This window comes from Microbispora sp. KK1-11, from assembly GCF_006874435.1.
Classification (GTDB): domain Bacteria; phylum Actinomycetota; class Actinomycetes; order Streptosporangiales; family Streptosporangiaceae; genus Microbispora; species Microbispora catharanthi.
Genome location: NZ_VIRJ01000001.1, coordinates 440,424 through 463,020, shown reverse-complemented (window position 1 = coordinate 463,020; position 22,597 = coordinate 440,424). Strand labels below are relative to the sequence as shown.

Here is a 22,597-nt window from a genome sequence, read left to right as displayed (position 1 = left end):
GCCGCCGCATACCCGTGACAAACCAACCGGTCGGTACGGTCAGCGGCGACGACCCGGCGGAACTCGTGGTCAGCGAGGTGACGGTGCGCTTCGCCGGGCTCACCGCGCTCGACGCGGTGAGCTTCGCCGTGGCCCCCGGCAGCCTGCACGCGCTGATCGGCCCGAACGGCGCGGGCAAGTCCACCTGCTTCAACGTGCTGTCGGGCGTCTACCGCGCCACCTCCGGCAGCGTGCGATTCGGCGGCGCCGAGCTGACTTCGCTGCGCCCGCACCAGGTGGCCGCGCTGGGCGTGGCGCGGACGTTCCAGAACATCGCCCTGTCGCCGCACCTGACGGTCCGCGACAACCTCATGCTCGGCCGGCACCGCCTGACCCGTGCCGGCTTCGTCTCGGCCGGCCTGCGGCTGCCCTCGGCCAGGCGCGAGGCCGTACGGCACGGCGCGCGCGTCGCGGAGATCGCGGAGTTCGCCGGCGTCGGCGACGCGATGTCCATCCCGGTGGGGCTGCTGCCGTACGGCGTGCAGAAGCGGGTGGAGCTGGCCCGGGCGCTGTGCATGGAGCCACGGCTGCTCCTGCTGGACGAGCCCGTGGCGGGGATGAACGGCGGCGAGCGGCGGGAGATGGCCGGCCTCATCGAGTCGGCGCGCGAGAGCCTCGGCATCTCGATCCTGCTGGTCGAGCACGACATGGGCATGGTCATGCGGATCGCCGACGCGGTGACCGTGCTCGACTTCGGCAGGCGGATCGCGGACGGGCCGCCCGAGGAGGTCCAGCGCGACCCCGAGGTGATCCGCGCCTATCTCGGCGACTTCGGCGCCCCCTCCGGTGAGCGGGGAGAGGCGTGATGGCGGTCTTCCTGGAGCTGCTCGTCAACGGGATCTCGGTCGGAGCCGTGTACGCGCTGATCGCGCTCGGCTTCGTGGTGATCTTCAAGGCGACCGAGGTGGTCAACTTCACGCACGCGTCGCTGCTGCTGGCCGGCGGCTACGTGATCGCCCGGCTGCACCCGCTGATCGGGTTCTGGGCGGCGCTGGCGGCCGGGATCGGGGCGGCGGCGCTGGTCGGCGCGCTGGTGGAGTTCCTGATCCTGCGCCGGGCGCACGTCGGCTCGCGCGGCGTGCTGGCCATCGTCACGATCGGCGTGGACATCCTGCTCACGACCGAGCTCACCCGCCGGATCGGCACCGAGGTGCTCGCCCTCGGCGACCCCTGGGGCGACCGGGTGCTGCGGCTTGGCCCGGTCGCGGTCGCCGAGACCCGCGTCGTGGCCCTCGCGGTCGCTGCCGCGCTGATCGTGGCGTTCCTGCTCGCCTTCAAGTTCACCGGCTGGGGCGTGGCGATGCGCGCCACGGCCGAGGACGCGGAGACCGCCGCGCTGATGGGCGTGCGGCTCGGCCGGGTCTCGCTCAGCGCGTGGGCCGTCGCCGGGGCGCTGGCCGCGGTCGCGGCGATGTTCCTGTGCGTCTTCCCGACACCGGGCCTGGACAGGGGCACGGCCGCCGCGGCGATGAAGGCGTTCCCCGCCGCCATCCTCGGCGGGCTCGACTCGACCACGGGCGCGCTGGCCGGCGGGCTGATCGTAGGCGTCACCGAGACGCTGATGAGCGGCTACCAGAGCGAGCTCGCCTTCCTGGGCCGCGGCATCGGCGACGCGGCGCCGTTCCTCGTGATGATCGTGATCCTGCTGCTGCGGCCCTCCGGGCTGTTCGGCACGAAGGAGCCGGCCCGTGTCTGACCCCACGCCCACAGCCGCGACGCCCGCGCGCGGCACATCCCGGCGCCTCAGGGCCGCGCGATGGTCCGGAGCGCGGCCACTCCGGGCCGCGCTGTGTGTCGCGGTGCTCGCGGGGGCCGTCGCGGTGCCCTTCTACCTGGAGGGGTTCTGGCTGCAGGCCGGGCTGTTCGCGATGTCGGCGGCGATCGGCGCGATCGGGATCAACCTGCTGACCGGGGCGACCGGGCAACTGTCCCTGGGACACGCCTTCTTCCTCGCGGTCGGGGCGTACTCCTACGTCTCCCTGTCGTCCGACGTGGGGCTGCCGACGCCGCTCGCGGCCGTGGCGGCGGTGATCGTCGCGGGAGTGTCCGGCGGCCTGTTCAGCCCGATCGCGGGCCGCCTCAAGGGCGCCTACCTGGGCATCGCCACACTCGCCCTGATCTTCGTCGGCCAGCACATCCTGTTCAACGCCGAGTCGGTGACCGGCGGCTTCAATGGACGGCCGGTGGCGCCGATGGAGCTGTTCGGTTTCGTCTTCGCCGACACCCCGGAGCTGGTGGTGCTGAACGTGCCGTTCGGCTCGCTCGAACGGCTGTGGTTCCTCGGGATCGCGCTGCTCGCGGGCGCGGCGGTGTTCGCCAGGGGCGTGCTGCGCGGCCGTCCCGGCCTGGCGATGAACACGATCAGGGACCACGAGATCGCCGCGGGGGTCATGGGCGTCCCCGTCGCCCGATACCGCGCGGGCGTGTTCGTCCTGTCGTCCATGTACGGCGGGCTCGCCGGGGTGCTGGTCGCCCTGGTCTTCCAGCAGGTCGTGCCGGACTACTTCGGCATGCTGCTGTCGCTCGACTACCTCGCGATGATCGTGATCGGCGGCCTGGGATCGGTCGCCGGGGCGGTCGTCGGGGCCGCGTTCGTCTCCCTGCTCCCCCAGTTGCTCACGCGCTACAGCGACGCCCTGCCGCTGGTGGCCGAGCCGGGTTCCGGCGGGGTCTCCCCCGCCGAGGCCGCGCGGATCCTCTACGGCGCCGCCGTCGTCGCGGTGGTGCTGTTCCTGCCCGGCGGTCTGGCCGGGCTCGCCACGCGGCTCGGCCGCGTCCGACTCAAGGAGCTCAGATGGGCAAAATCGGCACCCGCGCCGGCGTCGCGGCGTTAGCCCTGCTGTCCCTGGCCGTCGCGGCCTCGGGGTGCGCCAGCGGCAAGGCCACGGGCGGTGACGGGGGCGGAGGCGCCGGGGCGGCGGCCGGCGGCGACGGGGTCAAGACCGGCCCCGGCGTCACGGCCACCACGATCACCGTGAGCGCGCTCACCGACCTGACCGGCCCCTACGCGTCGTTCGGCAAGAGCCAGACGCAGGCGCAGCAGCTGTACTTCGACCAGGTCAACGCCGGCGGCGGGGTCTGCGGCCGCAAGTACGAGCTGGTCGTGCGCGACCACGGCTACGACACGCAGAAGGCGGTGGCCGCCTACACCGAGGTCGCGCCCAAGTCGGCCGCGATCGTGCAGTTCATCGGTTCCCCGATGATCACCGCGCTGAAGCGGCGCATCGACGGCGACAAGCTGCTCACGATCCCGATGGCGTGGGCGACCACGCTGCTCGGCAGCCGGGCCATCCAGGTGACCGGCACGACGTACGACGTGGACATGATCAACGCCGTCGAGTTCCTCACGAAGGAGAAGGGGATCAAGTCCGGCGACAAGATCGGGCACCTGTACTTCGAGGGAGACTACGGCGAGAGCTCGCTCAACGGCTCGAAGTACGCCGCGGGCAAGCTCGGCCTGCAGATCGTCGAGCAGAAGATCAAGGCGACCGACCAGGACATGAGCGCCCAGGTGGCGGCGTTCAAGGCGGCGGGGGTGAAGGCCGTGCTCGTCTCGGTGGGGCCCCGGCAGACGGCCTCGCTGGTCGGCGTGTCCCTGGCCAAGGGCATGGACGTGCCGTTCGTCGGCAGCAACTCGGCCTACGCTCCGCAGCTTCTCGCGACCCCGGCCGGGCCGGCCCTGCTGAAGGACTTCTCCTACGTGTCCGCGGGGACGCCGGTCAGCGCGAAGACTCCCGGGATGCAGAAGCTGGTGGCCGACTACCAGGCGAAGTATCCCGGCGAGACGCTCGACAGCGGCGTCCCCACCGGCTGGAGCGCGGCCATGATCGTGGACGAGGCGATGAAGAGGGCGTGCGAGGCCAAGGACCTCACCCGCGAGGGCGTCCTGACCGCGCACCGCTCGCAGTCGAACTTCGGCGGCGACCTCGGCACGCCGATGAACTTCACGTTCTTCGACAAGCCCGCCTCCCGGTCGTCGTACGTGCTCAAGCCCGACAAGGCGGCGCTCGGCGGCGCGGTGGTCTTCAGGGAGCCGGAGGTCTCCGAGCTGGCGAAGGACTACCCGGTCCCGGTGGGCTGACGCGCGATGGCCGCCATGTCCGCGCCGGAGGTTACTCGCAGGTGTCGCGATTGACGAGATTTGCCCGGAAGGAGCGGTGTCCAGAGTGGTGCATCGCAAGGCGGAGGAGGAGCCGATGACAGCGTCATCGGCGACGACGACAACGCAGCGAGGCGCCGCTCTGGGCGACGCGACGGGGCAAAGATCGGAAAGAGGGACACTAGTATCCCCATACCGAACAATCGTCTGGAGAATCGATGCGACGCACCATCTACGGCGAGGACCACGAGGCCTTCCGCGACTCCGTGCGGCAGTTCGTGATCCGCTCGGTCGCCCCGAGGGCCGAGGAGTTCATCGAACGCCGGCTGATCGACCGCGAGGTGTGGCGGGAGGCCGGCCGGCAGGGATTCCTCGGCCTGGAGGTCCCCGAGGAGTACGACGGCGCGGCTGCGGGCGACTACCGCTTCAACGCCGTGCTCACCGAGGAACTGGCCGGGGTGGGCATGGCTCTGGCGTCCAGTTTCAGCATCCACTTCGACGTGGTGGCGCCCTACCTGGTGGAGCTGACGACGGACGAGCAGAAGAAGCGCTGGCTGCCGCCGTTCTGCTCGGGAGAGATGATCACCGCGATCGGCATGACCGAGCCGAGCGGCGGGTCGGACCTGGCGGCGTTGCGCACGACCGCCGTCAGGGACGGCTCCGACTGGATCATCGACGGCTCCAAGACGTTCATCACCAACGGCTACCAGGCCGGCCTCGTCGTGGTGGCGGCCCGGACCAGCCCGGAGAAGCGGGCCAAGGGCATCACGCTGTTCGCGGTCGAGGAGGGCATGCCCGGCTTCCACCGGGGGCGCAAGCTGGACAAGGTCGGCCAGCCGGAGGCCGACACGGCCGAGCTGTTCTTCGAGGGCGTGCGGGTGCCCGCAGGCAACGTGATCGGCGAGGTGGACCGGGGGTTCGTCGCCATGATGGAGCGCCTCCCCCAGGAGCGGCTCGGCAGCGCCGTCACCAACATCTCCCACGCCGCCGCCGTGCTCGCCGAGACCTTGTCGTACGTGAAGGAGCGCAGGGCGTTCGGCCAGGCGGTCGGCAGCTTCCAGTACAACAAGTTCACCCTGGCCGATCTGGTGACCAAGGTGGAGGTGACCCGGGCGTACGTCGACCAGTGCGTGGCCGCCCACGCCGACGGGGAGCTGACGGCGGTCGACGCGGCCAAGGCCAAGATGTGGACCGCCGAGGTGCAGAACCAGGTCATCGACGCCTGCGTGCAGCTCTACGGCGGCTACGGCTACATGAAGGAGTACCGGGTGGCGCGGGCCTGGACGGACGCCCGGGTGACCCGCATCTGGGCGGGGTCCAACGAGATCATGCGCGAGATCATCGGCCGGGACCTCGGACTGTGAACGGGCCTGCGAACGACCGGACGGCGTATCCCCACTGGCGGGAGGTGCCCACCCGGTGGAAGGACAACGACGTCTACGGGCACGTCAACAACGTCGTGCACTATTCGCTGATGGACACCGTGATCAACACCTGGCTGATCGAGGAGGCCGGGCTGGACATCCACGAGGGCCCGGCGATCGGGCTGTGCGTGGAGTCGCGCTGCTCCTACCTGGCCTCGGTGTCCTTCCCGCAGGTGATCAGTGTGGGCCTGCGGATCGGACACCTCGGCCGCTCCAGCGTCCGCTACGAGCTCGCGCTGTTCGCCGGCGACATGCTGGTCGCCGAGGGCGACTTCACGCACGTCTTCGTCGACCGGCACACCCGCCGCCCCGTGGAGATCGGCCCGCCCCTGCGCCCCGCCATGGAACGCCTCCTGCCCCCTCCCCCCGCTTAGTGGTGTCAGCGACCGTGGACGTTGACGGCCACGCCGCTCAGGTGGCCCTCCTCGGCGATGTCCAGCAGCGTGGTCGCCACGTCCGCCCGGGTCAGGGAACGCGGCGTGGCCAGCAGCTCGCGGCGGATCACGACCGACCCCGCGGCGGGCCGGTCGGTGAGCCGGGTCAGCCGGACGATGGTCCAGTCCAGGTCGCTGGTGCTCACGGCCTCCTCCAGGTCGCGAGCGTCGGCGTACTGAGTGGCCAGCAGGCGGCGCAGCAGCCAGATGAGCAGGAACGGCTTGCGGGCGACGATCGGGTAGGGAGTGGTGACGATCAGCCGCTCGACCCCGGAATCGGTCATGGCCTGGATGACGGTGCGGGTGGCCTCGGCCGCGCGGTGCGGGTCGTTGCTGTCGCCGCCGTTGATGATGGAGATCACCGCGTCCGCGCCCTCCACGGCCGCGCGCATCTTCTCCAGGTCGCGGCCGTCGCCTTCGACGACGGCATGCGGCCGCGCCTCCAGGGCGGCGGCGTTGCGGGTGAAGGCGGTGACCCGGTGGCCCCGGCGCAGCGCCTCGGCCAGGACGTAGCGGCCGGTGCGGCCGGTGGAGCCGATGAGAGTGAGGTTCACGGCTTCACCGTCCGGGTGATCGAGTCGACGCGCTGAACCCGTCCGTCGGGGGCGAACCGGGCGAACAGGTGAACCTCGATCTGCAGGGTCGTGTCCTTTCTGGTCAGGGCGGTCATGGTGTAGCGGGCGGCGGCCCGGTCGTCGTCGACCAGCGTGTCGTGGACCTCGATCTCCAGCTCGCGGGTGTTCCTCCGGGCCGGGCGGGCGTGGTCGATCAGCCGCTGCCGGTCGAGGACGACACCGTCGTTGTGATATTCGAGGTCGGGGGTGTAGTAGCGGTCCACGATCGTGGCCGGATCCTCCCGGCTGAAGGCCAGTTCGTACGGCAGGCGCGTCACAAAGGCGTGGAAGCCGGGCATCAGAGCACCTCGCACACGATCGTCGTGAGCATGTCCCCGGGTTCGGGGTTCTCCGCCCCGCCGGGCTCGGGAGGTCCGGCGGCACAGTGACCAGGACGGCGACGGAACATGGCTGTTCTCCTTAGCGGCCGGAGGGCCGGTTGACGACGGCAATGGAAACGATCAAGACGAAAGCGGCCAACGCGGTCAGGGTGCGCAGGTCGTGGAACAGCTCCCACCGCCGGAAGACCTCGGCGTAGCCGTCCGGGACCGGACCGGCGGCCCACTTCCGGAAACGCGCATGCAGCGGGACGTTGCCGAACACGGTGACGAGCAGCGAGGTCAGCGCCAGCGCACCGGCGCCGAGCGCCAGCCGGCGCGCCCAGCCGCGGCCGGCGATCGCCAGGCCGAAGGTGGTGAGGATGGCCAGCGCCATCGCGCTCTGCATGACCGGCTCGTTGACCTTCATCATCGTGGTGTGGAAGGTCAGGCGCACATCCAGCGGAACGGTCCCGAACGTGGGGATCACGTTGGCCGCGCCGTACGCGAACGCGCCCGCGAGCAGGCCGGTGGCCAGCAACGCCGCCCCGTGGATGTACCTGAATGGGGTTCCCATGAACGGCTATCGTCGTCCAGCCGGAGTTCGACGGCGTCCCACGCACGGAGTCATCTGCCGCTACCCCACCGGGATCACCCCGGCTGCCCGGGGCTAAGACTCCGGGAGTAGTCCCGGTCGCGGAAGGTCAGGCGAGGCTGTCGAGCCAGGCCCGGTGGAGGCGGGCGAACCGGCCGGCGCCGGCGATCAGGCGGTCCGGCGGGCCGTCCTCCACGATCCGGCCGTGCTCCATGACGAGCACCCGGTCGGCGATCTCCACGGTGGACAGGCGGTGAGCGATGATCAGTGCGGTCCTGTCGGCGAGGATCGTCCGCAGCGCCCGCTGCACGAGGCGCTCGCTGGGCACGTCGAGGCTGGAGGTGGCCTCGTCCAGGATCAGCACGGCGGGGTCGGCGAGGAACGCCCGGGCGAACGCCACGAGCTGCCGCTGCCCTGCCGACATGCGGCCGCCGCGCTTGCCGACCTGGGTCTCGTATCCGTCGGGGAGCGCGGAGACGAACGTGTGGGCGCCGATGGCCTCGGCGGCCCGCTCGATCTCCGAATCCGGCGCGCCGGGCCGCCCGAACCGCACGTTGTCCGCGACCGTGCCGCTGAACAGGTAGTTCTCCTGGGTGACCATCACCACGTGACGGCGCAGGGTGTCCTCGTCCAGGTCGCGCAGGTCCACGCCGTCGAGGAGCACCCGCCCGGCGACCGGGTCGTGGAACCGGGCGATGAGCTTGGCCAGCGTCGTCTTGCCCGCGCCCGTGGTGCCGACGACGGCCACGGTCTGCCCGGCGGGGATCTCCAGGTCGAGCAGCGGCAGCACCGGCGGGCCGTCGGAATAGGCGAACCTGACGGCCTCGAAACGCAACGCCCCGGCGGCGCGCGGCAGCGGCGCCGGGCGGCGGGGCTCGGCCACCGAGGGCCGCTCCTCCAGCACGCCCGACAGCTTCTCCAGCGCCGCCCCCGCCGACTGCAGGGCGTTGTAGAACTGGCTGATCTCCTGCATCGGCTCGTAGAACTGGCGCAGGTAGAGCAGGAAGGCGGCGAGCACGCCGACCGTGACCGTGCCGCGCAGCGCCAGCAGGCCGCCGTACAGCAGGACGGCGGCGACGGTGACGTTCCCGATCAGCTTGATCCCGGGCATGAACACGGCGACCAGGCGCATGCCCCGCGTGTTGGCGGCGCGGTAGTCCGCGTTGAGCCGCTCGAAGATCTCCTGGTTGCGCGGCTCCCGCCGGAACGCCTGCACCGCGCGGATCCCGGTCATCGACTCCACGAAGTGGACGATGACCAGCGCGACCGCCTCCCGCGTACGGCGGTAGGCGACGCTCGACTGGCGGCGGAACCACCGGGTGAACAGCAGCAGGACCGGCAGCGGCAGCAGCGCCACCAGGCCGAGGCGTACGTCGAGCACGAGCAGCATGACCGCGGTGCCGAACAGCGTGAGCACGGCCGTGACCAGCCCGTCGAAACCGGAGTCGAGCAGTTCGGCGATGGCGTCCACGTCGGAGGTGAGCCGGGAGATGACCCGCCCGGAGGTGTACTTCTCGTGGAACGACAGCGACAGGCGCTGGAAGTGGTCGAAGACCCGGCGGCGCAGCTCCAGCAGGATGTCCTGGCCGATCCGGCCCGACATCTGCAGGAACGCCTGCCGGGTGAGCGCCTGGGTGATCGCGGCGGCCAGCACCGTTCCGACGATCGCGAGCAGCGTGCCCGCGCCCTGCCCGCGCAGCATGGGCGGGATGCCGTCGTCGATGCCCGTCTTCACCAGGTAGGGCAGGGCCAGCCCGGCGGCGTTGGACACCACGATGACCGCAGTGAGCACGCCGATCGCCCGGCGGTGCGGGCGCAGCAGGTCGCCGAGCAGGCGGCGCGAGCGGGTGCGCAGCAGCAGGGAGACGCGCTCGGAGATCTCGTCCCGATCCTCCGCGGCGACCCCGCGCCATCTTTCTGTGCCTCCCGCGTCGCTCGTCGAGGCGCTCTTATCCGCGGTCTTCCCTCGTCGCGCTTGGTCGCTTCGCTCCCGCGCGCTCCTCAGTCCAGACCCGCGGCGCGCCCCTCCGGCTCGCTCGGTGCCTCCCGCGTCGCTCGTCGAGGCGTTCGCAGCCGCGGGGGTCGTGTCCTCCGCGTCGCTGTCGGTTCCCTGGGTCATCGCATCGATCCCTCGGAGTCGAGGTCGGCGTCCTGGGCGAGCAGTTCGCGATACTCCGGCACGGCCGACAGCAGGTCGCCGTGGCGGCCGACGTGGGTGACGGTGCCGTCGCGCAGCAGCGCCACCCGGTCGGCGAGCAGCACGGTCGAGGCGCGGTGCGCCACCACGATGCCGGTCGCCTCGGCGAGCACCCGCCGCAGCGCCTCCTCGACCAGCGCCTCGGTCTCCACGTCGAGCGCCGACAGGGTGTCGTCGAGGACGAGCACCCGCGGCCTGCCGAGGACCGCCCTGGCCAGCGCGAGCCGCTGCCGCTGACCGCCCGACAGCGACATCCCCTGCTCTCCGATGCGGGTGTCGAGCCCCCACGGCAGGTCGTAGGCGAAGGTCGCCTGCGCGATCTCCAGGGCCTGCCTGATCTCGTCCTCGGTGGCGGGTCCATGGCCGAGCGTCACGTTCTCGCGGACGCTCATCGAAAACAGCGTCGGCTCCTCGAACGCCGTGGCGACCACCGAGCGCAGCGAGGTGAGCGACAGGTCCCGCACGTCGTGGCGACCACCGAGCGCAGCGAGGTGAGCGACAGGTCCCGCACGTCGTGCCCGTCCACGGTGACGCGGCCCGCGGTGACGTCGAGCAGGCGGGGCACGAGCGCGGTGAGCGTCGTCTTGCCCGATCCTGTGGCCCCCACGAGGGCGACGGTCTCCCCCGGCCGCACCTCCAGCCACACGTCGCGCAGCACCGGCCGGTCGGCGCCGGGGAAGCGGAACCCGACGCCTTCGAAGCGCACGTGGCCGCGCGGGCGCTCGATGACGGCCGGGCCGCCGCTGATCGCGGGCACCGTGTCGAGCACCTCGACCACCCGGTCGGCCGAGGTCATGGCCTCCTGGCCCATGGCGAGGATGTAGCCGAGCGAGGCGACCGGCCAGACGAGCTGGAGGACCAGCGTGGTGAAGGCGACCAGGGTGCCGAGCGTCAGCGCGCCGGCGCCGACCGCGATCGCGCCGAGCAGCAGGACCAGGGCGAGCGTGACGTTCGGCACGACTTCGAGGAAGGTGAAGAACCGGGAGGCCAGCCGCACCTTCGCCAGCGAGGTGCGGCGGATCTCGCGGGCGGCGGCGGCGAAGTTCGCGAAGACGTGCTCGCGCCGCCCGAACGCCTTGACCGTGCGGATTCCCACGGCCGACTCCTCGACCAGCGTGGCGAGGTCGCCCTGCTGGTCCTGCACCTGCCGGGAGATGACGATGTAGCGCCGTTCGAAGCGCAGCGCCAGGACCACGACCGGGACGGCGGAGACGGCGACGAGCAGGCCGAGCGGCCAGTACATCCGCAGGAGCACCACGGTGACCGCGGTGAGCTGCAGGATGTTCATGATCAGGAAAAGGACGCCGAAGCCGAGGAACCTGCGGATCGTCGACAGGTCGCTCGTCGCCCTGGACAGCAGCTGGCCCGACTGCCATCCGTCGTGGAAGCCCATCGGCAGCCGCTGGAGGTGCCGGTAGAGGTCGTCGCGGATCGCGGTCTCGAGGCCGAGGACCGGCCCTGCCTGCGACCAGCGGCGGACGAACGTGAGCACCGCCTCGGCGACGCCGAGGCCGAGGGCCAGCAGCCCGAGGGGGGCCAGCCCGCCGAGGTCTCCGTGGGCCACCGGGCCGTCGATGATCTCCTTGCTCACCAGCGGGATCACCGTGCCCGCGGCGATGCCGAGCAGCGCGGCGAGCCAGGACACCACCAGGCTGGGCACGTACGGGCGCAGGTAGGACCGCAACCGCCACAGCGAGCGCCACGACGACCGGCGAACAGCGTCGTCACTCGCGTCCGGCCCAGGTGTCTGAGGAGAGTCCAGTGCCTGAGGGGAGTCCATCAACGGGCGCGCGCTCCTCCGGCATCTGACAGGAAAGGTCGACTCGCTCCTGCCATGCTCCGTCGAAGGGCGCCGCGCCTTCAAGGGGTTTTCTCCCGCCGCCGGGTGCCCCAGGCCGCGTGGCCCGGGGGAACCCGGCCGCCGGGGTCAGGACGACGGGTGGGCGACCGCCGAGCCGATGGTGTGGACCCGCAGGGCGTTGGTGGAGCCGTGGTTGCCGGGCGGGGAGCCGGCCACGACGACGACCTTGTCGCCCTTCTCGCAGACGCCGAGCGACAGCAGCGAGGCCTCCACCTGGCGCACCATGTCGTCGGTGTGGTGCACGAACGGCACCTCGAACGTCTCGACGCCCCAGGTCAGCGCGAGCTGGCCGCGCACCTGCGGGTTGGAGGTGAACGCCAGCAGCGGGATCGGCGAGCGGTAGCGGGCCAGCCGCCTGGCGGTCTCGCCGGACATCGTGAACGCCACCAGGGCCTTGGCCCCGACGATGGCGCCGACCTCGGCCGCGGCGCGGGCGATGGCCCCGCCGGTCGTCTCGGGCAGGCGCTCCAGCGTGTGGGTGGCCTGCAGCGTGGTGCCCTCCGCGGCGACCGCGATGCGGGCCATCGTGGAGACCGACTCGATCGGGTAGTTGCCGACCGAGGTCTCGCCGGACAGCATCACCGCGTCCGCGCCGTCCATCACCGCGTACGCGACGTCGGACGCCTCGGCGCGGGTGGGCCGGGGGGCGCTCATCATCGAGTCGAGCATCTGGGTGGCCACGATGACCGGGTGGGCCTTCTCCCGGCACAGCTCGATGATGCGGCGCTGGACGATCGGCACCTGCTCCAGCGGCAGCTCGACGCCGAGGTCGCCGCGGGCGACCATCACGCCGTCGAAGGCGTCCACGATCTCCTCGAGGCAGTCGACGGCCTGCGGCTTCTCGATCTTGGCGAGGAGCGGGAGCCTGACGCCCTCCTCCTCCATGATCGCGTGGACGAGCGCGGCGTCGTCCGGCGACCGGACGAACGACAGGGCGATCATGTCGAAGCCGGTGCGCAGGGCCCAGCGCAGGTCCTCCTCGTCCTTGTCCGTGAGCGCCGGGGCGCTGACGGCCACGCCGGGGAGGTTGAGGCCCTTGTTGTCGGAGATCATGCCGCCGATGACGACACGGGTGACGACCCGCGGCCCCTCGACCGCGGTCACCTCGAGGTTCAGCCGGCCGTCGTCCACGAGGATCGTGTCGCCGGCCTTGACGTCGCCCGGCAGGCCCGCGTACGTCGTGGAGACGATGTCCCGGTCTCCGGGGACGTCCTCGGTCGTGATCGTGAAGACGTCGCCGTAGCCGAGCCGTACGGGACCGGAGGCGAAGCGACCGACGCGGATCTTGGGGCCCTGGAGGTCGGCGAGGACGCCCACGGCACAGCCCAGCTCGTCGGCGGCGGCTCTGACCCGGTCGAACACCTCCTTGTGCAACTCGTGGCTGCCGTGCGAGAGGTTGAAGCGGGCGACGTTCATGCCCGCCTTGATGAGCTCGCGTAGGCGCTCCGGTGAGGAGGTGGCGGGCCCGAGGGTACAGACGATCTTTGCTCGACGACTCACAGCACTACCCTAATTGGTACAGACCACTTGCAGTGACGGCGCACACAGCTGTCGCCAAATGTTCAGACACTTCACGCGATCATCCGCGTGCCCTAGCCTTGGCAGCCATGGGACGTACCCGGACCTGGGGGGTAATAACGGCGCTGTTCACCCTGGCCGCGTGCGGAGGCCAGGGTACCGAATCGACCGCGCCGCCGACGGGTGTTTCGGTATCGCTGAACCAGTGGCGCAGCGACGAGACATCCCACGACCTGGAGGTGTCCGTGCGCAACGACACCGGCACGCGGGTGCGCTTCCAGGACGTCCAGCTCGTGACCGGCTCGTTCGCGACGCTCCCGCCGACTCGCCTGGACACCACACTCGGCAAGACGCCGCGCACGGACCTGCGGATCCCGTACGGCGAGGCGCGCTGCGACCCGGCGAAGATCCCGCCGGTGCGCCCGGCCACGGTGGTGGCGCACATCCAGGTCGGCGACGGGACACTCCGCAAGGTGGAGTTCCCGATCCACCACCCCGATCCTACGCTGGACGGGCTGGTGAAGGCCGAGTGCGGGGCCTACATCCTGCGCCAGTCGGTCGACGTGACCTTCGGGGACACCTGGACCCGCGTGGGCCGGACCCTCCACGGGAACCTCGTCGTCACCAGGAAGGGCGGATCGGAGCCGATCACCATCGACGACATCGGCGCCACCACGCACTACACGATGCTCCCCCGCTCCGGCAGGCGCAGGCCGGTGGCCGAGCTCGCGGCGGACGCCACGCGGCTGGAGATCCCGGTGGAGGTCACCCCCATGCGGTGCGACTGGCACGCGTTCGCGGAGGCCAAGAAGGCCTACCTCTTCCCGATCTACGGCACCGTGGGCGGCGGCGAGAAACGTTACCTCATCGCGACGCCCCCGGCTCCGGTGCAGCAGACGTTCCTGGCGTACGCGCAGGACGTGTGCGGCGTCGGCGGATCCTGATCGCGAGACCCGCCCAGGAGGCGAGCACGACGGCGATCACCGCCAGCCGCACGTGCCAGACGTACGCCTCCGGGTAGACGACGCCCTCGATGTAGGTGTCGATGAAGCCGCCGGGCAGCAGGCCGTGCTCCCCCGCCCTGGCCCGCCCCCAGTTCTCCAGCGCGGTCAGCGGGCACTCCACGAGCCCGGCGAGCTGCACCAGCCCCCAGGCGCACAACGCGAGGTGCGGCCAGATCAGCCGGGGCCGCCACCAGGCGAGGAAGCCGCCCAGGGCGATGTAGGCGATGACGAGGAAATGCGCCACCATCGTGGCCTGCCAGACGAGCCGGTAGATCATGATCTGCCCTCCTCCGCGAAGGAGGGTAGGCCGCCGTGGCCCGCCAGGCATCCGGCGGGCTACTCAGGCGCGTACTCAGGTGGCGACGAGCCCCGGGACAAGCCCCAGGACGCGGCTCAGGGCACGGCTCAGGGCGCGGCGGTGGCGGCCCGGGCGGCGTCGACCAGGCCGTGGCCGAAGAAGCCGTTCTTGGCCGTGGGCCCCTCGCAGACCTGGCTCTCACCCGTGCCGTACCGGTAGGCGCGGGGGGCCGGGCAGCCCTTCTGCGTCGCCGTCGCGTACAGCAGGCGCTCCACCTGCGCGGGGTCCATCTGGAGCCCGCCCTTGCCGGGCTTGCCGAACCGGCCGATGATCAGCGCCGCCACCCCGGTGACGTGCGGCGCGGCCATGGAGGTGCCCTCCAGGTACTGGTAGTAGGCGCACTTGCCGTCGTGGCAGTCGCGGATCACCGTGGACGTCTTCGGCTTGCCCGCGGCGTCGATGAGGCCCTTGGCGCGCAGGACGTTCTCGGGGGCGGCGGCCAGGATCTCCCGGCTCGCACCCTTGAGGCCGGTACCGCCGTCGAACATGTCGCCGCCCGGCGCGGCGATGTCGGTCTGCTCGACGCCGTAGTCGGAGTACGACGCCTTCTGCCCGGCGGGGCCGACGGATGACACCGAGATGACGCCGTCGAGCTCGGCCGGGACGCTGAGGCAGGTGTTGTCGACGGACCGCTTCTTCTCCGAGCCCTTCGGGAAGTCGGGGCTGGAGGTGTCGGTCTTCACCTTGCCGAGGTCGAGGCCCTCGTTCCCGATCGCGGTGACGAGTGTGACGCCGTGCGCGCGGGCGTACTTGACCGCGCGGCGCATGCCCTCCAGGATCGCCCGCTGCTCCAGGCGCTCCCTGTTGGTGTCGCTCGGGTTGTTCGCGCAGTTGAACGTCCAGGGGTCGACGTAGAAGCTCATGTTGACCACGTCGACGCCGACGTCGGCGGCGTACTCCAGGGCGTCCATGGTGGGCTTGAGGAAGAAGAAGCCCGAGTCGGTGCCGGCGCGGAGGTTGACCAGCGACACGTCGGGGGCGACCCCGCCGACGCCGATGCCGTTGATCGGCGAGCCGATGGTGCTCGCGACGTGGGTGCCGTGGCCGTCGTCGTCGACGTCGGCCGGGTCCTTGCAGCCCTTGTGCTCACAGGGCCCGTCGAGCGTCTTGCCGTTCTCGTCGGTCGGCTGGTCGACGACGAAGTTTCGGCTGAGCGTCCGGTTGAAGTTGGGCGCGATGTCGGGGTGCTTGCCGTCGACGCCGGTGTCGATGATGCCCACCAGCACCTTGTGGCTGCCCCGGGCCTTGGCGTACGACCCGGTGGGGGTGGCGCCGATCATCTTCATGTCCCACTGGCGGCCCGAGAGCGGGTCGCCGCCCTGTGCTGACCTGACATGCTTCGCGGCCGACCGGGCGTGCTCCGCCGACCGGACGTGCTTCGCCGACCGGACGTGCTTTGCGGGCCGGGCTCCGGAGGCGGCGGGCGCGTCGGAGGTCTTGCCGATGGGACGGTCGAGCGTGACGCCGACCACGGAGGGGTCGGCGCCGATCTTCTCGGGGTCGGACGCGCGCACGACGAGGTAGCCGAGCTTGTCGTCCCGCCCTTGGATCGTTCCTCCGGCCGACTCGGCCGCCCGCTGCGCGGCGGCCGAGCCGCCGTCTTTGTAGAAGACCAGGTAGTTCTGCGCGGGCTCGGACGCGGCCGCCGCCCCCGGCAGTGCCGCGGCCCCCAGCCCGCCGAGCATGGTGATGGACATGATGGCCCCGGCGAGCCGCCCCCGTGCGTACAACGATCCTCCTCGATGGCGGGCCCCTGGTGCCGGGGCCCCTCGATCCGGGCACAGCATCCTCCCGGCAGCCGCACGCGCTCGCAACCCGGCCACCGAACTGGGATATGCCCGTTTTATCCCCTAAACCCCGACCGCCGTGGTCCGGTCCCCTGGGACCACGGCCGCCGGATCACCCCTCAGACGAGAGGCCGCGCCGTCGGCGGGATGGGAACGGGCAGGACGGTCCGCCCGCTCAGGTAGCGGTCCACCGCCGCCGCCGCCGACCGGCCCTCGGCGATCGCCCACACGATCAGCGACTGGCCCCGGCCCATGTCACCGGCCGCGAACACGCCCTCGACCGACGTCTCGTACGACGCGTTCCTGGCCACATTGCCCCGCGCGTCGAAGAACGACTCCGGGTCGCCGGACAGCGCCGCGAGGTCGTTCAGCAGCGGGCCCTTCTCCGGGCCGAGGAAGCCCATGGCGAGCGTCACCAGCTCGGCCGGGATCTCCCGCTCGGTGCCGGGGATCGGCCTGAACCCCGCCGCCGGGCCCTCGACCTCGACCAGGCGCAGCGCCCGCACGTTGCCCTCGTCGTCGCCGGCGAACTCGGTGGTGGACACCGCGTACACGCGGTCGCCCGCCCCGGCCTCCAGCTCCTCGTGCGCGCTCTCCATCTTGAACAGCATCGGGTAGGTCGGCCACGGCTGGCTGCCCGGCCGGGCCTCCGGCGGCCTCGGCATGATCTCAAGCTGGGTGACCGACAGGGCGCCCTGGCGGATCGCCGTGCCGATGCAGTCGGCGCCGGTGTCGCCGCCGCCGATCACGACGACGTGCTTGCCCTCCGCCGAGATCGGCGACTCGGCGTAGTCGCCCTCCTGGGTCTTGTTCGCGGGCGGGAGGTACTCCATCGCCTGGTAGACGCCCTTGAGCTCGCGGCCGGGCACCGGCAGGTCGCGCCAGGCCGTGGCGCCGCCCGCCAGCACGACCGCGTCGAACTCCTCCCGGAGCCGAGCCACCGTGACGTCCACGCCGACGTTGACGCCGGTGCGGAACTCGGTGCCCTCGGCCTCCATCTGGGCGATGCGGCGGTCGACGTGCCGCTTCTCCATCTTGAACTCGGGGATGCCGTAGCGGAGCAGCCCGCCGATCCGGTCGGCCCGCTCGAACACGACCACGTCGTGCCCGGCGCGGGTGAGCTGCTGCGCGGCGGCGAGGCCGGCCGGGCCCGAGCCGACGACCGCGACCTTCCTGCCCGTCTTGGCGGCGGGCGGCTGCGGCGTGACCCAGCCCTCGGCGAAGGCGCGGTCGACGATCTCGACCTCGACCCGCTTGATCGCGACCGGGTCGGAGTTGATGCCGAGGACGCACGCCGACTCGCACGGCGCGGGGCACAGGCGGCCGGTGAACTCCGGGAAGTTGTTGGTCGCGTGCAGCCGCTCGATCGCCTCGCGCCAGTCGTCGCGGTAGACGAGGTCGTTCCACTCGGGGATGAGGTTCCCGAGCGGGCAGCCGTTGTGGCAGAACGGGATGCCGCAGTCCATGCAGCGGGCCGCCTGCTTGGTGAGCGCGGGCCGGGGGAAGTCCTCGTAGACCTCGCGCCAGTCGCGGATGCGGACATCGACCGGGCGGCGCGCCGGCAGCTCGCGCCCGTGTGTCAGGAACCCCTTCGGGTCAGCCAACGGTGTTACCCCCCTCTATCCCTGCGTGGAAACGGTCGTGGAGACGGTCGCGATGATTCGCATCGGCGTCACCCGTGGGCGGCGGCCATGACCGCCTCGTCGATGTCGCGGCCCTCGGCCTCCGCGGCGGCCCGCGCCCGCAGGACCCGCTTGTAGTCGGTCGGCATGACCTTCCCGAACCGGCCGAGCGCGGCGTCCCAGTCGGCGAGCAGCGCCTTGGCCACCGTGGAGCCGGTCTCCGCGAAGTGCTTCTCGACGATCTCCCGCAGGAACTCGGCGTCGTCGTCGTCCAGCGCCTCGAGCTCGACCATCTCGCGGTTGACCCGCTCGGGCCGCAGGTCGAGCACGTACGCGACGCCGCCCGACATGCCCGCGGCGAAGTTGCGGCCGGTCGGCCCGAGGACGACGGCCCGGCCGCCGGTCATGTACTCGCAGCCGTGGTCGCCCACGCCCTCCACGACGGCGGTCGCGCCGGAGTTGCGCACGCAGAACCGCTCGCCCACGACGCCGCGGACGAAGACCTCGCCGGACGTCGCGCCGTACAGGCCGACGTTGCCGGAGATGACCTGCGTCTCGGCCTCGAACGGCGCGTCGGGGTGCGGGCGGACGATGATGCGGCCGCCCGACAGGCCCTTGCCGAGGTAGTCGTTGGCGTCGCCGGTCAGCCGCAGCGTGACGCCGCGCGGCACGAACGCGCCGAACGAGTTGCCCGCCGAGCCGGTGAACGACACGTCGATCGTGTTGTCCGGCAGGCCGGCCCCGCCGTACCGCTTGGTCACCTCGTGGCCGAGCATCGTGCCGACCGTGCGGTTGACGTTGCGGATGGGCAGCTCCAGCGTGACCGGGTCGCCGAGGTTCAGCGCGCCCTCGGCGAGCTGGATCAGCGTGTTGTCCAGCGCCTTGTCGAGCCCGTGGTCCTGCTCGACGACCTTGCGGCGCGGGGTGCCCTCGGGCAGCTCCGGCTGGTGCAGGATCGGCGACAGGTCGAGGCCTGAGGCCTTCCAGTGCTCGACCGCCCGGGTGGTGTCGAGCAGGTCGGCCCGCCCGATGACCTCGTCGAGCGAGCGGTAGCCGAGCTCGGCGAGGTACTCGCGCACCTCCTGGGCGATGAACTCGAAGAAGTTCACCACGAACTCGGGCTTGCCGGTGAACCGCTTGCGCAGCTCGGGGTTCTGCGTGGCCACGCCCACCGGGCAGGTGTCGAGGTGGCAGACCCGCATCATGACGCAGCCGGAGACGACCAGCGGAGCGGTGGCGAAGCCGTACTCCTCGGCGCCGAGCAGCGCCGCGATGATCACGTCGCGGCCGGTCTTGAGCTGGCCGTCGGCCTGGACGACGATGCGGTCGCGCAGGCCGTTGAGCAGCAGGGTCTGCTGGGTCTCGGCCAGGCCGAGCTCCCAGGGGGCGCCCGCGTGCTTGACCGAGGTCAGCGGGGAGGCGCCGGTGCCGCCGTCGTGGCCGGAGATCAGCACGACGTCGGCGTGGGCCTTGCTGACGCCCGCCGCCACGGTCCCGACCCCGACCTCGGCCACCAGCTTCACGTGGACGCGGGCGCGCGGGTTGGAGTTCTTCAGGTCGTGGATGAGCTGGGCCAGGTCCTCGATCGAGTAGATGTCGTGGTGCGGCGGCGGCGAGATGAGGCCGACGCCGGGCGTGGAGTGCCGGGTCTTGGCGATCCACGGGTACACCTTGTGCCCGGGCAGCTGGCCGCCCTCGCCGGGCTTGGCGCCCTGCGCCATCTTGATCTGCAGGTCGTCGGCGTTGACGAGGTACTCGCTGGTCACGCCGAAGCGGCCGGAGGCCACCTGCTTGATCGCGCTGCGCCGCTCGGGGTCGTGCAGCCGCTCGGGGTCCTCGCCGCCCTCACCGGTGTTCGACTTGGCGCCGAGCCGGTTCATCGCGATGGCCAGCGTCTCGTGCGCCTCCATCGAGATGGAGCCGTACGACATGGCGCCGGTGGAGAACCGCTTGACGATCGACTCGACCGACTCGACCTCGTCGATCGGCACGGGCGCGCCGCCGGGACGCAGCGTGAACAGGCCGCGCAGCGTCATGAGCTTCTCGGACTGCCCGTCCACCAGGGACGTGTACTCCTTGAAGATCTCGTACCGCCGGGTGCGGGTGGAGTGCTGCAGCTTGAAGACGGTGGTCGGGTTGAACAGGTGCGGCTCACCCTCGCGGCGCCACTGGTACTCGCCGCCGACCTCCAGCCGCCGGTGCGGGTTCTCCGCGCGGGGGTAGGCCCGCGCGTGCCGCTCCAGCGCCTCCTTGGCGAGCACGTCGAAGCCGACGCCGCCGAGGCGGGAGGTGGTGCCGGCGAAGCACTGGTCGATGACCTCGGCGCCGAGGCCGAGGGCCTCGAAGATCTGCGCGCCGGTGTAGGACGCGACCGTGGACACGCCCATCTTGGACATGACCTTCAGCACGCCCTTGCCGTACGCCTTGATCAGGTTGCGCACGGCCTTGCGCGGGTCGAGGTCGAGCTGACCGGTGGCGATCATGTCCTCGACCGTCTCCAGGGCGAGGTAGGGGTTGATCGCGCTGGCGCCGTAGCCGATGAGCAGGGCCATGTGGTGGCACTCGCGGGCCTCGCCGGTCTCGATCACGAGCCCGACCCGGGTGCGGGACTTCTCCCGGATGAGGTGGTGGTGCACGGCGCCGGTGAGCAGCAGCGACGGGATCGGCGCCTTCTCACGGGAGGACCCGCGGTCGGACAGCACGATGATCCGCGCGCCGTCCTCGATGGCCCGGGAGACCTCCTGGCGGATCTCCTCCAGCCGCCGCACCAGCGCCTCGCCGCCGCCGGCCGCGTCGAACAGGCCGGACACGACGTACGGCTGGAAGCCGGGCAGCGCGCCCTCGTCGTTGATGTGGATGATCTTGGCGAGCTCGTCGTTGTCGATCACCGGGTAGGGCAGCACGAGCCGGCGGCACGAGGCCGGGCCGGGGTCGAGCAGGTTGCCCTCAGGGCCGATCGTCGACTGCAGCGAGGTGACGAGCTCCTCGCGGATGGCGTCCAGCGGCGGGTTGGTGACCTGCGCGAACAGCTGGCTGAAGTAGTCGAACAGCAGCCTCGGCTTCTCGCTCAGCACCGCCACCGGGGTGTCGGTGCCCATCGAGCCGATCGGCTCGGCGCCGTTCCTGGCCATCGGCGTGAGGATGACCCGCAGCTCCTCCTGGGTGTAGCCGAAGGTCTGCTGCCGCTTGACCAGCGCCTCGTGAGTGGGGTGCTCGTGCTCGCGCTCGGGCAGCTCCTCGAAGCGGACCAGGCCCGCGTGCAGCCACTCGCCGTACGGCTCGGAGGCGGCGAGCTCGGCCTTGATCTCGTCGTCCTCGATGATCCGGCCGCGCGCGGTGTCCACCAGGAACATGCGGCCCGGCTGCAGGCGGCCCTTGCGGACGACCTTCTCCTGCGGGATGTCGGACAGCACGCCCGCCTCGGAGGCGAGCACGACCAGGCCGTCGTCGGTGACCCAGAACCGGCCCGGGCGCAGGCCGTTGCGGTCGAGGACCGCGCCGACCAGCGTGCCGTCGGAGAAGGTGATGGACGCGGGGCCGTCCCACGCCTCCATGAGGGTGGAGTGGAACTCGTAGAAGGCCCGGCGGGCCGGGTCCATCTCGGTGTGGTTCTCCCACGCCTCCGGGATCATCATCAGCACGGCGTGCGGGAGCGACCGGCCGCCGAGGTGCAGCAGCTCCAGCGTCTCGTCGAACGAGGCGGTGTCGGAGCCGTCGGGGTCGCAGATCGGGAACAGCCGCCGCAGGTCGCCCGGGATCAGGCCGGTGGCGAGCATGGCCTCGCGGGCGCGCATCCAGTTGCGGTTGCCGCGCACGGTGTTGATCTCACCGTTGTGGGCGACGTACCGGTACGGGTGGGCCAGCGGCCAGGAGGGGAAGGTGTTGGTCGAGAAACGCGAGTGGACCAGCGCGATGGCGCTGACGTACCGCTCGTCGGACAGGTCGGCGAAGAACGGCTCGACCTGCAGCGAGGTCAGCATGCCCTTGTAGACGATGGTCCGCGAGGACAGCGAGGAGAAGTAGACGTCCGCCTCGTGCTCGGCCCGCTTGCGGAAGGCGAACACGATCCGGTCGAGGTCGACGCCGGTCTCGCCGCCGGGCGAGGTGACGAACAGCTGGGCGAAGTGGGGCATGACCGCCCGCGCGGTGGCGCCGGGCAGGTCGCGGTCCACCGGCAGGTCGCGCCAGCCGAGGACGGTCACGCCCTCCTCGGCGGCGATCTGCTCGATGAGGCCGACCGCGGAGGCCCTCGCCTGCTCGTCGAGCGGCAGGAACGCGGTGCCCGCGGCGTACGCGCCCTCGGGCGGCAGCGGGCTGCTCCATCCCAATTCGGCCACCACCGCGCGGAAGAACGCGTCGGGGATCTGCGTGAGGATGCCCGCGCCGTCGCCGGTGTCCGGCTCGCTGCCGCTGGCACCCCGGTGGTCGAGGTTGCGGAGCGCGGTCAGTGCCTTGGCGACGATGTCGTAGCTGCGGCGGCCCGAAACATCGGCCACCATGGCTACGCCACAGGCGTCGTGCTCGAATCCGGGGTCGTAGAGTCCCTGGGGCTCGGGGAGACCTCCGGGAAGGCCAAGGCGGGCAGCAGGCATGTAGTCACTCCCGTCGTCAACGTCTGCGTGGAACAGAGGGACGACGCTGGCCCTGCTGCGGTTGTGGTTCTTAGAGATTACAACACGCTGCCGGAATAGTGCCCCTCAGGTCCGCTTCGCGAACCTTCACAGGTCA

At 71.4% G+C, this 22,597-nt stretch carries 18 protein-coding genes; 7 read left to right on the top strand and 11 right to left on the bottom strand.

Annotated elements, in window-relative coordinates:
• Window positions 1-8 precede the first annotated feature (8 nt).
• The 6 genes from FLW16_RS02100 (at window position 9) to FLW16_RS02075 (ending at window position 5,936) form a co-directional block, all read left to right on the top strand.
• A complete protein-coding gene (locus FLW16_RS02100) occupies window positions 9-845 on the top strand; it encodes an ABC transporter ATP-binding protein (RefSeq protein WP_396684876.1) in 837 nt (278 codons plus the stop codon).
• Window positions 845-1,735: a branched-chain amino acid ABC transporter permease gene (locus FLW16_RS02095; RefSeq protein WP_142556975.1), complete on the top strand. Its 891-nt coding sequence runs from the start codon at window positions 845-847 to the stop codon at window positions 1,733-1,735. The genes FLW16_RS02100 and FLW16_RS02095 overlap by 1 nt, the downstream gene beginning before the upstream one ends.
• Before the next feature lie 91 nt (window positions 1,736-1,826).
• Complete coding sequence (locus FLW16_RS02090; RefSeq protein ID WP_221890865.1) at window positions 1,827-2,873, top strand: branched-chain amino acid ABC transporter permease; 1,047 nt, start codon at window positions 1,827-1,829, stop codon at window positions 2,871-2,873.
• Complete coding sequence (locus tag FLW16_RS02085) at window positions 2,834-4,120, top strand: ABC transporter substrate-binding protein (protein ID WP_142556971.1); 1,287 nt, start codon at window positions 2,834-2,836, stop codon at window positions 4,118-4,120. Before FLW16_RS02090 ends, FLW16_RS02085 begins: the two co-directional genes overlap by 40 nt.
• Window positions 4,121-4,356: 236 nt before the next feature.
• Window positions 4,357-5,502, top strand: coding sequence for an acyl-CoA dehydrogenase family protein (locus tag FLW16_RS02080; RefSeq protein ID WP_142556969.1), 1,146 nt, complete (start codon window positions 4,357-4,359; stop codon window positions 5,500-5,502).
• The gene (locus FLW16_RS02075) at window positions 5,499-5,936 is read left to right on the top strand and encodes a thioesterase family protein (protein WP_142556967.1); all 438 of its coding nucleotides are present in this window, start codon (window positions 5,499-5,501) and stop codon (window positions 5,934-5,936) included. The genes FLW16_RS02080 and FLW16_RS02075 overlap by 4 nt, the downstream gene beginning before the upstream one ends.
• A gap of 5 nt (window positions 5,937-5,941) precedes the next feature.
• On the opposite strand, the gene FLW16_RS02070 is transcribed toward FLW16_RS02075, so the two are convergent.
• The 7 genes from FLW16_RS02070 to pyk form a co-directional block, all read right to left on the bottom strand.
• A complete protein-coding gene (locus FLW16_RS02070; protein WP_142556964.1) occupies window positions 5,942-6,550 on the bottom strand; it encodes an NAD(P)-dependent oxidoreductase in 609 nt (202 codons plus the stop codon).
• Window positions 6,547-6,909, bottom strand: coding sequence for a nuclear transport factor 2 family protein (locus tag FLW16_RS02065; RefSeq protein WP_142556962.1), 363 nt, complete (start codon window positions 6,907-6,909; stop codon window positions 6,547-6,549). Before FLW16_RS02065 ends, FLW16_RS02070 begins: the two co-directional genes overlap by 4 nt.
• Window positions 6,910-7,030: 121 nt before the next feature.
• Entirely contained in the window at window positions 7,031-7,504 is a 474-nt protein-coding gene (locus FLW16_RS02060; RefSeq protein ID WP_142556961.1) for an anthrone oxygenase family protein, read from the bottom strand.
• A gap of 127 nt (window positions 7,505-7,631) precedes the next feature.
• Window positions 7,632-9,641: an ABC transporter ATP-binding protein gene (locus FLW16_RS02055; RefSeq protein ID WP_142556959.1), complete on the bottom strand. Its 2,010-nt coding sequence runs from the start codon at window positions 9,639-9,641 to the stop codon at window positions 7,632-7,634.
• Window positions 9,638-10,150, bottom strand: a complete 513-nt coding sequence (locus FLW16_RS44925) for an ATP-binding cassette domain-containing protein (protein WP_260614815.1) — start codon at window positions 10,148-10,150, stop codon at window positions 9,638-9,640. Before FLW16_RS44925 ends, FLW16_RS02055 begins: the two co-directional genes overlap by 4 nt.
• The gene (locus tag FLW16_RS02050; protein WP_260614773.1) at window positions 10,108-11,499 is read right to left on the bottom strand and encodes an ABC transporter ATP-binding protein; all 1,392 of its coding nucleotides are present in this window, start codon (window positions 11,497-11,499) and stop codon (window positions 10,108-10,110) included. The genes FLW16_RS44925 and FLW16_RS02050 overlap by 43 nt, the downstream gene beginning before the upstream one ends.
• 147 nt (window positions 11,500-11,646) lie before the next feature.
• Window positions 11,647-13,080, bottom strand: a complete 1,434-nt coding sequence (gene pyk / locus FLW16_RS02045; protein ID WP_142556957.1) for a pyruvate kinase — start codon at window positions 13,078-13,080, stop codon at window positions 11,647-11,649.
• Between the two features lie 107 nt (window positions 13,081-13,187).
• On the opposite strand from pyk, the gene FLW16_RS02040 reads away from it, so the two are divergent.
• Complete coding sequence (locus FLW16_RS02040; protein WP_142556955.1) at window positions 13,188-14,042, top strand: hypothetical protein; 855 nt, start codon at window positions 13,188-13,190, stop codon at window positions 14,040-14,042.
• Here FLW16_RS02040 and FLW16_RS02035 read toward each other — a convergent pair.
• The 4 genes from FLW16_RS02035 to gltB form a co-directional block, all read right to left on the bottom strand.
• Window positions 13,963-14,379, bottom strand: coding sequence for a DUF2784 domain-containing protein (locus FLW16_RS02035; protein ID WP_142556953.1), 417 nt, complete (start codon window positions 14,377-14,379; stop codon window positions 13,963-13,965). The genes FLW16_RS02040 and FLW16_RS02035 overlap by 80 nt on opposite strands.
• A 128-nt stretch (window positions 14,380-14,507) precedes the next feature.
• Window positions 14,508-16,190 (bottom strand): S8 family serine peptidase, encoded by a 1,683-nt coding sequence (locus FLW16_RS02030; RefSeq protein WP_260614772.1) that lies wholly within the window; start codon window positions 16,188-16,190, stop codon window positions 14,508-14,510.
• 176 nt (window positions 16,191-16,366) lie between these two features.
• Window positions 16,367-17,851, bottom strand: a complete 1,485-nt coding sequence (locus FLW16_RS02025; protein ID WP_142556951.1) for a glutamate synthase subunit beta — start codon at window positions 17,849-17,851, stop codon at window positions 16,367-16,369.
• Between the two features lie 68 nt (window positions 17,852-17,919).
• Window positions 17,920-22,461 carry a glutamate synthase large subunit gene (gltB, locus tag FLW16_RS02020; protein WP_142556949.1) on the bottom strand — a complete coding sequence of 1,514 codons (4,542 nt, stop codon included), beginning with the start codon at window positions 22,459-22,461 and terminating at the stop codon, window positions 17,920-17,922.
• Between the last annotated feature and the right edge of the window lie 136 nt (window positions 22,462-22,597).